General features: G+C 30.8%; 12 protein-coding genes. All 12 read left to right on the forward strand.

Annotation, left to right across the window (positions count from 1 at the left end; genetic code table 11):
• Nucleotides 1–2: 2 nt before the first annotated feature.
• Nucleotides 3–545, forward strand: coding sequence for a hypothetical protein (locus VB798_RS02335; protein ID WP_323255550.1), 543 nt, complete (start codon nucleotides 3–5; stop codon nucleotides 543–545).
• On the forward strand, nucleotides 542–1,549 hold the full coding sequence (locus VB798_RS02340; protein ID WP_323255552.1) for a hypothetical protein: 1,008 nt from the start codon (nucleotides 542–544) through the stop codon (nucleotides 1,547–1,549). The genes VB798_RS02335 and VB798_RS02340 overlap by 4 nt, the downstream gene beginning before the upstream one ends.
• Nucleotides 1,546–5,595 carry a strawberry notch C-terminal domain-containing protein gene (locus VB798_RS02345; protein ID WP_323255554.1) on the forward strand — a complete coding sequence of 1,350 codons (4,050 nt, stop codon included), beginning with the start codon at nucleotides 1,546–1,548 and terminating at the stop codon, nucleotides 5,593–5,595. Before VB798_RS02340 ends, VB798_RS02345 begins: the two co-directional genes overlap by 4 nt.
• Nucleotides 5,596–5,740: 145 nt before the next feature.
• On the forward strand, nucleotides 5,741–6,217 hold the full coding sequence (locus tag VB798_RS02350) for a DNA N-6-adenine-methyltransferase (protein WP_323255556.1): 477 nt from the start codon (nucleotides 5,741–5,743) through the stop codon (nucleotides 6,215–6,217).
• Between the two features lie 6 nt (nucleotides 6,218–6,223).
• Nucleotides 6,224–6,508 (forward strand): hypothetical protein, encoded by a 285-nt coding sequence (locus VB798_RS02355; RefSeq protein ID WP_323255558.1) that lies wholly within the window; start codon nucleotides 6,224–6,226, stop codon nucleotides 6,506–6,508.
• A 10-nt stretch (nucleotides 6,509–6,518) separates the two neighbouring features.
• Nucleotides 6,519–7,220, forward strand: a complete 702-nt coding sequence (locus tag VB798_RS02360; protein WP_323255560.1) for a hypothetical protein — start codon at nucleotides 6,519–6,521, stop codon at nucleotides 7,218–7,220.
• A gap of 15 nt (nucleotides 7,221–7,235) precedes the next feature.
• Nucleotides 7,236–7,463 (forward strand): hypothetical protein, encoded by a 228-nt coding sequence (locus VB798_RS02365; protein ID WP_323255562.1) that lies wholly within the window; start codon nucleotides 7,236–7,238, stop codon nucleotides 7,461–7,463.
• A gap of 549 nt (nucleotides 7,464–8,012) precedes the next feature.
• On the forward strand, nucleotides 8,013–9,335 hold the full coding sequence (locus tag VB798_RS02370; RefSeq protein WP_323255564.1) for a TRM11 family methyltransferase: 1,323 nt from the start codon (nucleotides 8,013–8,015) through the stop codon (nucleotides 9,333–9,335).
• 8 nt (nucleotides 9,336–9,343) lie between these two features.
• Nucleotides 9,344–12,205: an ATP-dependent DNA helicase gene (locus VB798_RS02375; RefSeq protein WP_323255566.1), complete on the forward strand. Its 2,862-nt coding sequence runs from the start codon at nucleotides 9,344–9,346 to the stop codon at nucleotides 12,203–12,205.
• Nucleotides 12,205–12,993 carry a hypothetical protein gene (locus VB798_RS02380; protein WP_323255568.1) on the forward strand — a complete coding sequence of 263 codons (789 nt, stop codon included), beginning with the start codon at nucleotides 12,205–12,207 and terminating at the stop codon, nucleotides 12,991–12,993. The genes VB798_RS02375 and VB798_RS02380 overlap by 1 nt, the downstream gene beginning before the upstream one ends.
• Before the next feature lie 21 nt (nucleotides 12,994–13,014).
• Nucleotides 13,015–13,707 carry an HNH endonuclease gene (locus VB798_RS02385; protein WP_323255570.1) on the forward strand — a complete coding sequence of 231 codons (693 nt, stop codon included), beginning with the start codon at nucleotides 13,015–13,017 and terminating at the stop codon, nucleotides 13,705–13,707.
• A gap of 2 nt (nucleotides 13,708–13,709) precedes the next feature.
• Nucleotides 13,710–14,774 carry a DUF4238 domain-containing protein gene (locus tag VB798_RS02390; protein ID WP_323255572.1) on the forward strand — a complete coding sequence of 355 codons (1,065 nt, stop codon included), beginning with the start codon at nucleotides 13,710–13,712 and terminating at the stop codon, nucleotides 14,772–14,774.
• The last annotated feature ends 3 nt before the right edge of the window (nucleotides 14,775–14,777 follow it).

Here is a 14,777-nt window from a genome sequence, read left to right on the forward strand (position 1 = left end):
TAATGGGCTATACAGGGAGTAATTACAACGGAAAATTAACAGCACTTGAAATTTCAAAATTAGTAAAGAATGATATTTTAAATGAATATCCAGATATAGATATTTCTGTTAATAAAAAATCATTCTCAAATGGATGGTCACTAAGAGTAGAGATAAAAGATTGTGGTTTTAAACCATTTAAACCTGATTATAATGGTTGGGATTCATTTTGGTATCAAGAACATCCAAATGAGAGTTATTTTAATAAAAAAGCTGAAGACTTATTAAATACTTGTAAAAACATAGTAGAAAGCTATAATTATGATAATTCTGATACAATGACTGATTATTTTGATGTATTCTTTTATTCGTCAGTCAAGTTCGATTTGGATACTCATATTCTTTTGTATTTGAAAGAAAGTTCGTGGGCTGAAACTTTAATAAGAAACAATTCAGAATTAGTAAAATGGGCTAAAAACAGGTTGGAAAAAAATAAAACTAAAGAGAAAATTCCTAAGTGGAAAACAGCATTATTGAAGTTTGAAAACAAATTAAAAACCCTATGAATTGGAAAGATTTACTTTTGTCGTTTAAGGACAAATTGACAAAGATTTCAACAATAGAAAGTCCTCTAAATTATATTGACAGTATTACACTTAGATTTAATAAAGGGGATAAGCTTAACAAAACTTCGCTTGAATTAGAAGCTAAACGTTTCGGAATTAGCAATGTCCGTGAAGTTAAAGAGCAAACTGAATATGCTTTAGTTGTAATTTATCGTAAGATGGCCCATGATGAAACTAAAACTGTTGAAGAGCGTTTTGAATCGATCATTGAATTTTACAAACGGCAAGTAAATTTATCTTTAAGAACAAGTACTTCTGTTTTGTTGCAGCAATATAGTACACCCGCACCAATTGCTTATTTAATGGGCCTATATTGTGGCATTGACAAACCTCATAAAAGTAGTCGATTCTTTGAGCCAAGTGCGGGTAATGGATTACTTACAATTGCTGGCTTTACAGATAATTTTGATGTGAATGAATTGGATGATATTAGAATAATCAATCTTAAAAGAGATAATTATGATAAAGTTTCCAAAATAGACTCTTCCAATCAGGATTTCTTCAAGGATAAAATCAAAAAGTATGATGCAGTGATAACAAATCCTCCATTTGGGGCTTTAGAAAAGCACGAATACCAAAATTTTGATGGGTTTACCATCAAAGACCTCGACCATCTTATGGCAATTTTGGCTCTTTCATCCATGAGAGATTCTGGTAAATCTGCCATTATTATTGGCGGGCATACTAATTACGATGAAGTTGGCAGAATTCAGGCAGGTAAAAACCGTATTTTCCTTAATTTCCTTTACAGTCATTACAAAGTACAGGATGTAATCAATATCAATGGTGATTTGTATTCAAGAATGGGAACTTCTTTTAACATCAGATTAATCCTAATTGATGGGCGAAAAAAAGAAGTAAGTGGTTATGCTCCACTTCAAGACAAAACAAATTCTAATCAAATAAATACCTTTCAAGAACTCTATCAAAGAATTTTTCAATGAAAAAATCAATTCTTTTCAATGGTTTAGGTGTACCATACATGCCACTTAGTAATTCAAAATCATTACAAGTAGATACCCCCGATTCTATGGGTAGAGAGACTGTTAAAGCTTTAAAAAAGCTGAAATCAATTATCGGTGATGTTGATGATTTTCTTTGTTTAAAACTTCAGTATTCTAATAAAGAATCTTTATACAGAGCCTTTGCTGCAGAACAAATTGATGCAATAGCATTAGCAATTTTTAATATTGAATACAAAAATCAAGGACTAATCATTGGCGACCAAACTGGTGTAGGTAAGGGTCGTGTAGCCGCTGGGTTGATTCGTTATGCAATGGCACAGGGTATTCTTCCAATTTTTATAACAGAAAAGCCCAATTTGTTTAGTGACATTTATCGTGATTTGGTTGATATTGGCTTAGAAGATGCCACACAACCCCTGAAAATTAAACAAAACGAAACTAAAAAGCTTATTCGTTACAAGCCATATTCAAGCCTATCTGAAGAAGAGAAAATTGAATACGGTTCAGCAAAAGAGTATAAAACCTTTCAAGAAGAAAATCCTTATGAAATCATAGCAGGTTATTCTGAAAATAAAAATCGGGATTTATCAAAAGGTAGTCATGCGATTCCATACATATTGAACGCCCGTGCTAGTGCTTCCGATGTGAAAGATGCAGATGGAAACATTTTGTATCAAGCGTCAGACCCAATTCTACAAAAAAAGGTGCTTGATACTATGAAAATACCTGCTGGATTTGACCTTGTGATGCTTACCTACTCACAAATACAGTCAGGCAATAAAATTGTGGCTGGTAGTTTAGAGCTTTCGCCAAAGGCTAACTTCTTAAAAAATATTGCTAAAAATAATTTGGTGATTTTAGATGAATCACACAATGCTTCGGGCGAATCTATTAGAGGTATGGCATTATCAATGGTTTTAAAGAATGCTTATGTTGCCTTTTTGTCTGCAACTTTCGCAAAGAGACCCGATAATATGCCTATTTATGCTTCCAAAACATCTATTTCTGAGGCTAATTTAAACTCAGCGGAGTTGTCAGAAGCTATTTATAAAGGAGGAGTAGCTCTACAAGAAATTGTTTCTTCTCAATTGGTCGGAGAAGGGCAAATGATTAGAAGAGAAAGAAACTTTGAAGGCATTGAGGTCAACTATGTTACTCTTGAAGCAAATGGAGGTAATGAGGTGAAAACTAAGGATAAGTTTGAAAAGATGTATCAAGAATTTTATTGTACTGATGAGAATGCTAGAGCTGACAAGAAAAAGTCTGATGCTGTTACTGAAGTAATGCGTGCCATCATTGATTTTCAAGAAAAATACATAATTCCAGAAGTCAAAGAACTTGATAACATAGCTTCTCTAAGTCAGTCTGAAGTTGACATTAGAAAAGGTGCTAAAGGAGCTGGTGCCGACACAACCCCATATTTTTCTAAATTATTTAATGTTTTCAATCAATTGTTATTTGCTATTAAGGCTGAGGCTGTAGCAGATAGGGCCATCATGCGATTAAAGCAAGGTAAAAAACCTGTCATTGCTTTTTCAAGCACGATGGGGAGCTTTGTTGAATCTTTGTCGAACGAAAGTGGAGAAGATGGATTTGAAGAAGATAGCCTTATCAATGCAGATTTTACTACTGTTTTATTGAAAGGATTAAAGGGAATCTTGAGGTACACTGAAGTTACATCGAATGGAGTAAGAGAACACAAGGAATTTGATATTAATAATTTTTCTGAAGATGCGATATCGGAATACAAGTTTATCGAAAACATGATTAGGACTACATCTTCTGGTGTTGTTCTTTCGCCGATTGACTTGGTGAAAATGAGAATAGAGCGTGCAGGTTATATAGTAGCTGAGGTAACAGGTAGAAAATTGGCTGTTGAGCTGGAGCAAAAAAAGTTGACCAATGCAGAAGCTGCCAAATTAATGAGAACTGGCATTGATAATCCGAAAATGGGATTAGGTAAAATTGAATCTCAAACTTTGAGATGGGTTGGACGAATTGTGAAACGTCCAAAAGAAAATGCAACTGATGCTTTCCGTAGATTTAATGACAATGAAGTCGATGTTTTGATGATAAATCAAAGCGGTTCTACGGGTGCTTCAGCACACGCTATTCCAACCAAGAAAGTCCCAGCAAATCAAGTAAAACAACGTGTGATGATTGTGTTACAATCGGAACTTGATATAAATACTGAGGTTCAGAAATTGGGGAGAATTAAACGAACTGGCGAGATTTTAAAACCAATGTATGATTACGTTACAAGTTCTATACCAGCAGAAAAAAGATTGATGATGATGTTGCAAAAAAAGCTAAAATCACTCGACGCCAACACTGCTAGTAATCAGCGTAATTCAGAATCAATTTTGAAATCAGCAGATTTTTTAAATAAGTATGGTGACGAAGTGGTAACACAATATTTAGAAGAAAACAAAGCTATTAATGCCCGAATTGGTTATCCGATTCCAAAGAATGAAAAAGATACTGACACAGAAGTACAAGTAAATGCTGCGCAAAAAGTAACAGGAAGGATAGCTCTTTTGAAATGTTCAGACCAAGACAAGTTTTATAATGATGTATTGGAATTATACAGAAGTGCTATAGAAATAAAGCTTGAGTCTGGGGATTATGATTTGGAAGTTGAAATTGTGGATTTGCAAGCAAAAGTGCTTGATAGAAAAATCATTGTAGAAGGCAAAGGAGGTAAATCTCCATTTAGTACTTCAACTTATGTAGAAAGATGTGATGTTCGTGAATTGAAAAAGCCTTATTCAGCAGACGAGCTTCAAAAAAACATCACTAGGCAATTAGAAGGGCTTAGTCCTGAAAAATACGCAATAACTCTTACAGAAATTTGTAGAGATAAACTCATTGACCTTAAAGAAAAGAGAATTTTAGAGATTCAAGAGAAGTATAAGGAACGTAGAGATAAAATATCAAGAAAAAAAGACATCAAAAAAAATGAGAATGTTGAAATGCGGTTTATAGCGATTGAGAATGCTTTGAATTTATACAAAATAGATGAACAAAAAGAAATAGCCAGTGAAGTTGAATCAGTGGATAAACAAATTAAATATTTCAACGAAAATATTTTCAAATGGTTTAAAATTGGTATGGTGGTATATCTTCCTTACATTATTGAAAAGCCATCCGAGGGAAATACATTGGGTATTTTCACTGGTTTTCAAATTAACGAAAAGAAAGAAAATCCTTTTACGCCGGGCAACATCAAATTAAAGTTTGCCATCGCTTCTGGTAAAAGAAGTAGAACATACAATATTACTGGTGATGGCTTAAAGTGGGTAAATGGAATTAAATCTATTTCAAGAAGTCCTGAAAAAGTTGACTTAAATAATTCTTACCAAAAATGGACTGAAGCTTCAAAAGCAAATTATTCTGAGAGAGCTATAAGGTATATTTTAACAGGTAATTTATTGCAAGCTTTTGGTAGCCCTACCTTTAATGAATACAAGCTTAAATTAATTGAATATACTACTGAAACAGGTGAAATACGAAAAGGAATTTTGATGCCAGAATACTTTGAATATGGCAAAAGAACCTATGGAAGTGCAGATGATATGGTTGCAATTCCTATTGGAAACGGATTGAAAGTATTAAGAGGTGTTTATCAAGGTACAGTATTAACAACTAACATTGGTATGACGATACAAAATAGTCCTTTATCTTCAGTAAGGAGTTACATTTTTATTTTGCCTATCAAAAGTAAAATGAGTGAAATTTACCTTGATTCATCTCTTAGAAAACTTACAATAGAAAAGGATTTTGTAAAACAAGGAAGTGCATTTAAGGCAATTGTAACGGATGATAATTTGCCAAAATTCTTAGAAATTCTTCAACAAAATTACAGCTTGTCTTTATTGGTTTCAGACCGTAATCTTAAAATAACTGGTTATGAATTTAGTGATACCAGTTTAACAGATGGTAAAGAATTAAGTAAGCCTTTGCCAAGGCCCATTACCTTTAAAAATGAACTATTGTCATATAAATTGAAACTCAACCAAATTTAGATTTTTGACAATTTTAAAAAGACCTTCATTTCACTTTGAAGGGCTTTTTGTTTTTTATGGGTAGTAAAGTTGAATACAGTCTAATTGAGTTCAGTCAAATAGATAATAGATATTTCTCTTTAATAATTTCTCTAAAATTTGAGAAATGGATACTTCTTTCGAACGAAATAAAGGTATAGATGAATGGCTAACACCACCCTATATTATTGAAGCTTTGGGAAGTTTTAACATGGATCCTTGTAGTCCAGTTAAACGCCCTTGGGATACGGCTAAAAACCACTATACAAAAAAGCAAAATGGTTTATTACAAGTTTGGAAAGGACGAGTTTGGTGTAATCCTCCTTATGGAACAGAAACAGCAAAATGGCTTGAAAAGTGTTCAAAACATAAAAATGCTATTGCTTTAACCTTTGCCAGGACTGAAACAAAAATGTTTTTTGAACAAGTTTGGAATAAAGCTGATGCAGTTTTTTTTATAAAAGGAAGACTTAATTTTTATACTGTTAAGGGCATTGAAGGTGATAGTGCTGGTTCACCATCTGTTTTAATAGCCTATGGTAAACAGAATGCAAGGATTCTCCAAAAATGTGGCTTAGAAGGGAAATTTATTCAACTAAAATAAAAAACAATGATTTCAGCAAGTAATTACATCCAACAATCATCAAATATCCCGTTCAACGCTTTACCACCAGTTTTAAAGGATTTTGATAAGGTTTATCGTTCAAACTTCAAAGAAGCCAACGACGACCCATCCCTTACATCTGTCATTTCGCTTTACTACCAAAAGCTAAATGAGTATGTCGCTAAAACTCAGGTTCAAGCACCAAAGACTGAGAATTCGGCAGCAAAACAGAAATACAAATACCGTCTTAGATTGCAATTGCAAGAAGAGGCAAGAATGGCACTAAAATAAATTCCAATCAATGAAAGCAAACATAGCATTTATTAAAAATTTTGATACCACAACCTTGGCAAAACTCGATAAGGTATCTCAAGAGAATTATCAACTTCTTAAAGAAGATACCGAAACCTTTACCGACTTTTCAATTTTTGATGTTGTGCCAGATGCAGCAGCCACTTTGGAATCATGGGTTAAAACAGTAAAGGCAACTATCAAAGAGGTTGAACTCCCTAAGCCTTTGCTTGTAAAAGCACAAAAGAAAGAAAAAAAAGTTTCAGCTCCTATAAAAACTACAGAGAAAAAGGAAGTAGCTAAACTAGAAAAGTTAGCATCAGAAAAGCTCAGCGAGGAGTCGGATAAAAATAAATTATTAAAACAAACGCTTAGAGATGAAATTAAGCAGATGTTAGAACAAGTAAAGGAAAATTCAAAATTCAAAGATAAAATTTTTTTAGAACTTTCTAAATACCTTCAAAAGAATCAAACAGGTTTAGGAGCAAGGAAAGATGATGAGCTTACCAAATTAAAAGCCAGACATAAATTCTATAAGAATCTACTCAAAGGAGATACAGCAGACTTTAAGGCAATTGCAAAAAAAGTGGGATTATCATACACTATCTCAAAACCACGAGCTAAAAGAGCTAAGAAAGGATTGTTGGGAGTTAAGAAACCTAAAAAGGAGAAAACTTTGGGACAAAAAATATCAAGTTTCTTCGGATTTTAAAACCAATAAAGAACAATGGGAACAATATTAAATCTTTTCAACATTAAAGCGACTTACACTAGATATAAGTCAAAACAACTAGTATATTCTGGCCCTAAATGTCAGATTGTAATCGAAAATCTTGAAATTAAGGGAATCACTTATAATCAACAAGATCTACCAAGTCCAGAGGAGATTAAAAATTTACTTAATAAAGCTGTTCGAGAAATTACTCAGCAGGTTTCTGCTGAGTTTGGGTTTTAATCAATTCCATAAATACAACACTACAGTAATTTAAAGAAACAGCCTGAGGGAATTTCCCTCGGGCTATTTTAGTTTGTAGTTCTACACCTATTGTTTTAAAATTAGCAAACTTTTTTGTAATTAAAGTGTACTTTGTTATTAAAATTTTGGATAAAATATTTCGATTTAAGGCCTTAGATTATTTGAAATAACGTATTTATACGCTAAAATGTATGATTTTAAATTTATAATTTTGTTTTTTTGTTAGATAATATTTGGAATTAACAATAATAGGGTAAAAGCTTGAATTATTCTATTTTTAAGAATATTTTTAGCGTGAAACAATGTTAATTATCTTAAATATAAATAGTTATGTAGTGTATATTGATTATGGCATTGAATTGTTTTTGAAATCAACTTGTGTTGTCTTACCATATTCATATATTTGTATATTTTGCCAATTTTCATAAACAAAGTATTGTAATTAATGAAATTTACGATCTTTTAAAGCTTTAATTAAAATTACAAATAAGTTCAATGTCTATGTAAGATTTTTTTAAACCCGCCATTGTGAATAAGAATAACCAAAATATCAAAGAAAATATAAAATCCATAAGTTCAGAAATTCTGAATGGTGAAAATTATTCTAGAAATGATTTCGCTAGAAGTATTCTGAATTACCCAGCCATGATGGTACCATCTGTTCAGGAACCAATTATAGAAAAGCTTTCAGATGCGTTAAAAAATAATGTTTCTTTATTGGATCCTTTTATGGGGGCATCCAATACGCTTGTTACAGGTATGAAATATGGAATGAATGTATTTGGTCAAGATATTAATCCACTTTCAATATTATTAAGTCAAGTAAAGACTAGTTACTATCAAATCGATGAACTTACTGATGCAGAGCAAAGAGTAATCAGTACTATTAACTCTGATACTTCTCATATAATCGAAATATCTTTCTCAAATATTGATAAATGGTTTACTAAGGATATTCAAATTGAATTGTCAAAAATTTATAGAGCTATTTGTAAAGAGCCAAATCTAAAAATAAGAAAGTTTTTTTGGGTAGCTTTAGCTGAAACGATTAGATTGACCAGTAATGATAGAACATCTACTTTTAAGATGCATATGCGGTCTATCGAAGAAATAAATATGAGACAAGTTTTTGGAATAAAGACTTTTGTATCTGTTTGTCAAAAAAACATTAAAAATATTAATGATTATATTTCTGTTCTTATAAAAAATGATCATATAAAAGATGGAAAATATATTAAAAGTGCTGATGTAGTTTGGGGTGATACAAATACGGAAATCAGGACAAATAAAACGTTTAATCTGCTTGTTACATCTCCTCCTTATGGTGATAACCAGACTACTGTAACTTATGGGCAGTTTTCCTATTTACCTTTACTATGGATACCTGTTAAAGATATTGATAATTCTATTTCAATTGACTACTTAAAGACTTCTCAAGCGATTGATAAAAAAAGCTTAGGAGGTGAAATTAAAGAGAAGATATGTGATATTGAGGAAAGAGTTTTTCAGAAGTCCCCCACATTGAAAAAGTTTATTACAAATTTTCAGAATGTTGAAAGAAAAAAAGCAGCGAAAGTTACTAGGTTTATAAATGATTTGGATAATAGTATTGATGTAATGCTTCCCAAAATGAGAAAAGGCTCTTTTTTGGTTTGGACAATAGGTAACCGGAATGTAAATAAACAAATAGTAAGAAATGATTTAATTCTGAGTGAACTTTTTATGTCTAAGGGTATTGAGTTATTTACAGATTTAGAAAGAGAAATACTAAGTAAAAGAATGCCTGGTAGAAATAATTTCTCAGATACAATGAGTAAGGAACGAATATTGATATATAAAAAAACTAATTAATAAGCGAGATGATAAGCCTAGATTCTTTTTCAAAAAATCAACAAGAAGCTATAATTACTAATGATAAACATTTACGCATTATAGCTTGTGCAGGTTCTGGAAAAACAACAACTGTAGCGGGAAAGGTAGCTTATTTATTAGATTGTAAAAATGGATTTGATATCAAACCTGAAAATATTATAGCGTTTACCTATACTGAAAAAGCAGCCGGAGAATTAAAAAATAAAATTCTTAATAATGTAGGTCGGTATAGAGGTATGGCTGATATGTATATTGGTACAATACACGGATGGTGTTTAAAATCACTTCAGGAAAATCAGTATGAATATCAAAGTTTTTCAGTATTAGATGATATTAAATTAAAATTGTTTGTTGATAAGAATTATGATATAATTGGGATGAAGGAAGTGACGAAGCTTTCTAACCCCTCAGTTTCCCTTCGTCGTTTCATAGACACTTCTCTTTTTATCAAGATAATGGATATTGTCAGAGAATCAGAGATAGAAAAAAATAGGAATTTTCCTGATAATATTTTAAAAGCAAAAAATAAATATCAAAAAGTACTTTTATCCAAAAGATATTTTGATTTTTCTATGATAATGGAAAAAGCTTTAGAATGTCTTCAAGATGATACCAACTTGGCAAAATCAATTAGAGCTAATTTGAAATACTTAATTGTTGATGAGTATCAAGATGTAAACCCATTACAGGAAAAACTTATTAATCGTCTTCAAGAAATTAGTGGTTGCAAATTAGTTGTTGTAGGAGATGATGACCAAAATATATATCAGTGGAGAGGGAGTAATAATAAATATATTATAAACTTTGAGGATAAATTTGATAGAGATAAGGTAAAGACAATTCCTCTTTCTCTAAACTATCGTAGCTCTGAAGGTGTAACAATCTTATCTGAAACACTAATATCAAATAATGTAAAAAGGATTCTTGGGAAAAAAATGGAATCTTCTAAATCTCAAAATTTTAAACGAGATAGTGATATATTATATAATAGATATACTGATGTTAATTTAGAAAATGAAGCAATAGCACAGTATATAAACGATATTTTAGGAGTAAAGTTTAAAGATAATGATGATGTTGAACCAAGAGGAGTTGCATTTTCTGATGTTGTAATATTACTACGTACTTGGAATAAAGCAAGTTCAATTGTGCAAGCACTTGAAAAGTATAATATACCATATATTACTGCGGGGGTGAATCAATTATTTGAAATGGATGAAATTAAAGCTGCTCTTGCTATTTTTAATTATTTGTATGGTGATATTGATGAGGAACAACTAAAGGAAAAATGGCTAGATATTCCCCATGCTAAAATTAAACTTGAAAAGATTGATCATGCTATATCACAACTTTCTGAAAAAAAACCTAGCATTGGAGAAATTAAAGATAACTGGGAATATTCATTGCAAGATATATTTTGGAATTTTTTGAGTAATGCTGAAGTTTATGAAGAAAATTTTATAGATAGCTCATCTAAGGAGCTTGAGCAAAGAAGTAAAGAACGAGCTGAAATTATTTTTTTTAACCTTGGAAAATTTAGTCAAGTAATTAATGATTTTGAAACTATAAATTTTAACAGTACTAGTCCTAATTTTCATCTTTTTAGCTTTTTAAGTTTTATTACTTATGTTGCAAAAGATTATTATCCTGAAGGGTGGCTTAATAATCCGTATAAAACTCCTAATGCAGTTCAAATAATGACTATTCATCAAGCAAAAGGACTTGAGTTTCCTTGTGTGGTTATACCAGGCTTGAATCATAATTACTTACCATCTAAAAAAAGGGGCGGATTAAGTGAATGGCATTTTTTGGATAGAAGTTTAATTAATGAACAATCCAGATATGAAGGGGATGATGATAAAGAAGATGAGAGAAGATTGTTGTATGTTGCTTTGACAAGAAGCCAAAAGTATTTGCTATTGACACAAGCACCAGACTTAAACAATAGATTGTACAAAAAAGAATCTCTGTTTGTACAAGAACTTATTAGTGCTAAAATAAATTCTTCCCCAATTATGATTACTGATTTAAAACATAAATTTTCTATCAGTGAAAAGATTGATCCTAAACCCAAAGAAAAAATCAAGAACATTTCTTTAGATTTTACAAGCCTCAAAGATATTTTTGAGTGTTCCTACCGCTTTAAATTAATTTCAGTATTTGGTTTTTGCTATCCTTTAAATCAAAGAATGGGAGTAGGTAGATCATTTCATAATTGTTTAATGGAAATTCATAAAGAAGCAAAAAAAGGATTTCTTCTCAGTGAAGATGAACTTAGTGAGTTAATTAATAGACAAACACATTTCCCTTATTTAACCAAATCGATTAAACTAAGTAAACCTTTGTATGATAAGGTAAAGAATAATGTTGAAGAATATTATAAAGATAATTTAGATGAATTTAAGAACATCGAATTTGTCGAACAGGAAATACAATATAAAATTGATAGTAATATACTGGTTGTAGGGAGGATTGACTTAATAAAAAAAATTGGCGATTCTGGGCATTATGAAACTACGATTGTTGAGTTTAAGAGTGATGAAGATGATGCTGATGCACCACTTACAAAAGATCAATTGAAACTCTATGCTTTGGGACATAGAGAGCTGACGGGAGAAATGGCTAACTATATAATGACTTATGTGATAGGGAAAAATAAACCAAAAGCTCCTGTAAAACTTTATGATAATGATTTGGAGGAGATTCAACAAAAAATTAAAGACTCAGTCGCTTTGATACGTGATGAAAAGTTTATTTTAACTGATGAGAGGGAGATATGTAGTGAAAACTGTTATCAAATTAGATTATGTAGTAATAGAATTAAGTATAACATAAAACCTAGAAGATAATGGGGATTATTAAGGAAAGAGGTTTAGCTATTTCTACTTTAAAAAAGCTAACAGAAGATCCAAATAAGGTTTTATTTATACATTATTCCCAAAGTAATACATTTGATGATGACGATTATGGGAGTATTTCTCCTATTATTACATCAATAGTAATAAAATCTTTAGATGGACAAATTGATCAACAATTTGCAATTCATTTTGAGGCAGATAAGGCAGATATTCCAATTGATGAAATTCAAAACTCTTATCGCGATTTAGAACTACGTATATTGAAAGCATTTAATTCATTTGTCAAAAGGCATAGCGATTGTAATTGGATTCATTGGGATATGAAAAATATTCATTTTGGTTTTGAAGGTATTAAGCATAGATATGAAAAAATATTTGGCAACTTAAATGATTTTAATGAAATACCTGTAAATAATAAAAAAAATTTATTTGATATTATTGAAAAAATATATGGAGAGAAATTTGTAGATGGTTCAGATACTCTTAAATCATTAATGAAATGCAACTCAAACAATATTGACAATAATGCATATTTAAGCTCTGCAGTTGAATCAACAGAGTTTGGACGTAAAAATTTTGTAAATGTTATAAAATCGGTTGATTTAAAAGTAGATTTTATAAAAAAAGCAACAAACAAATTGATACAAAGGAAGTTGATTGTATCGAACAAAAATAGGTATGCTATATTTGCTGATACAGTTAATCATCCAATATTTACTTTTATTGGTTGGATAATTGGTATTATAGGTTTTTTTTTAACAATATGGTCTTTGAAATGATTAAAAAAATAAATCTATACCATGATTACAGCAAACAAAATTGAAAAGATAGTAAAAACAGGAGTATTGCATGCTCTTTATCGAGAAGATGGTGGTTGGTATCATCATTTAAAGAGATTTCCTGGTGCATTGTTTGATTATCATGGTTATGTGCTATTTGAAACGAAAGAGGATTATGACAACAATCCTTCTCTTATACATCGTCAGGATTTAAATGTGAAGAATGGAATATCTTCATTACCCAACTATAGAAAGTTTGTTACAGAAGAAATCAAACAAATAGAATCTTTAAAATCTACATCAAAAAAGATTATTATATCAGAACGAAAGATATTAAATATCATAAAATCTGATTTAGATTCGATTGAGGAAGAGAATTCAAACCATTTTGAAGGTGGAACTAAGAAACGCATGATTAGCTATTACGAACGGAATCAAAAGCTACGTGCAAAAGCAATCAAAATACATGGTACTACCTGTAAAGTATGTCAATTCAACTTTAAAGATAATTATGGAGTACATGGGGAAGATTACATTGAAGTTCATCATTTAGTACCTATCCATACACTTACAAAATCGACCAAAGTTAATCCTGAAACTGATATGATTGTTGTATGTTCAAACTGTCATCGAATGATTCACCGAAATAAATATCAACAATTAGCAATTGAAGAATTAATCAAATTACGGAATGATGTAATAAATTCAGTATAATAATGGCAAAAAAGAAAAGACATCATTATATACCAAGATTTTATCTTAAAAGGTTTTCAATAAATAATGAAGGCAAATTCCTAGGGTTGTACAATCATAATAGTGATATATTTGTTCAACAAGCTTCTTTGAGACATCAAGCTTATGAAAATTTTCTTTATGGAGAAGATGATGAAATAGAAAATGCTTTGGCTGACATGGAAGGGAATGTAGCAAGGATGTTTTACTATTGGACCGAAGAGAAACTACTCTATCCTCCACCATTAGAAACAGAGGGCTATAAATTATTAAAACGTTTTATTTTGTACCAGATTTTTAGAACTCCAAAGTCTGGCAATGATATGATACAAGCTCTTAATCAAGGATTTAAAACTCTTGTAAAGGAATGTGAGTCAGAGTTTTGGGGAAATATAAAAGATTGTACTATAGTGCATGAAAGTCCTGTTTTATTTGGACTTCTTAATTCTATTGGGCATGAACACTTATTAGACTATCTTGATTGTAAGTTTTTAGTAAATCTTTCACAATTGTCATTTATAACATCTGATGCTCCTGTAATTCTTTATAATCAATTATTGGAGAAGTCTGAAAACTATATGGGAGCTACTAGTCTTACAGCAAAGGGTCTTCAAATTTTTTATCCAATTCATCCACGATTAATGATTTGCTTATACGATTCTAAAGTCTACGACTTTGGTAATGGGTGTATCAATTGTTGCTCTACTGAATCAATTGAAGAAATACATCAATTAAATGGTTTACAACTTATCAATAGTAAGTCTCAAATTTTTTTTGATGAATTTATTTCAGAAGAATATATCAAGGAATTATGCGATCATTATGAAGAGTATAGAGGAACAGCAAAAAATATTAATAAAATTATCAATAAAGGTTCTAGAAAATTCTTTTTAACAAGTTCTGAAAAAACTCATATAGATTTGAGCTTAAGCTTTTTTAAGTTAAAAGTTAATCCAAATGACTTTACAAAGGAGCTTTGCCCAATAAGACACCCATCATTGGAACGGCCGTCAAATAAGGGAATATCTTTTGAAGATCAATTAAATTAAACT

It is taken from the genome of Arcicella lustrica (genome assembly GCF_034930985.1).
GTDB classification, from domain to species: domain Bacteria; phylum Bacteroidota; class Bacteroidia; order Cytophagales; family Spirosomataceae; genus Arcicella; species Arcicella lustrica.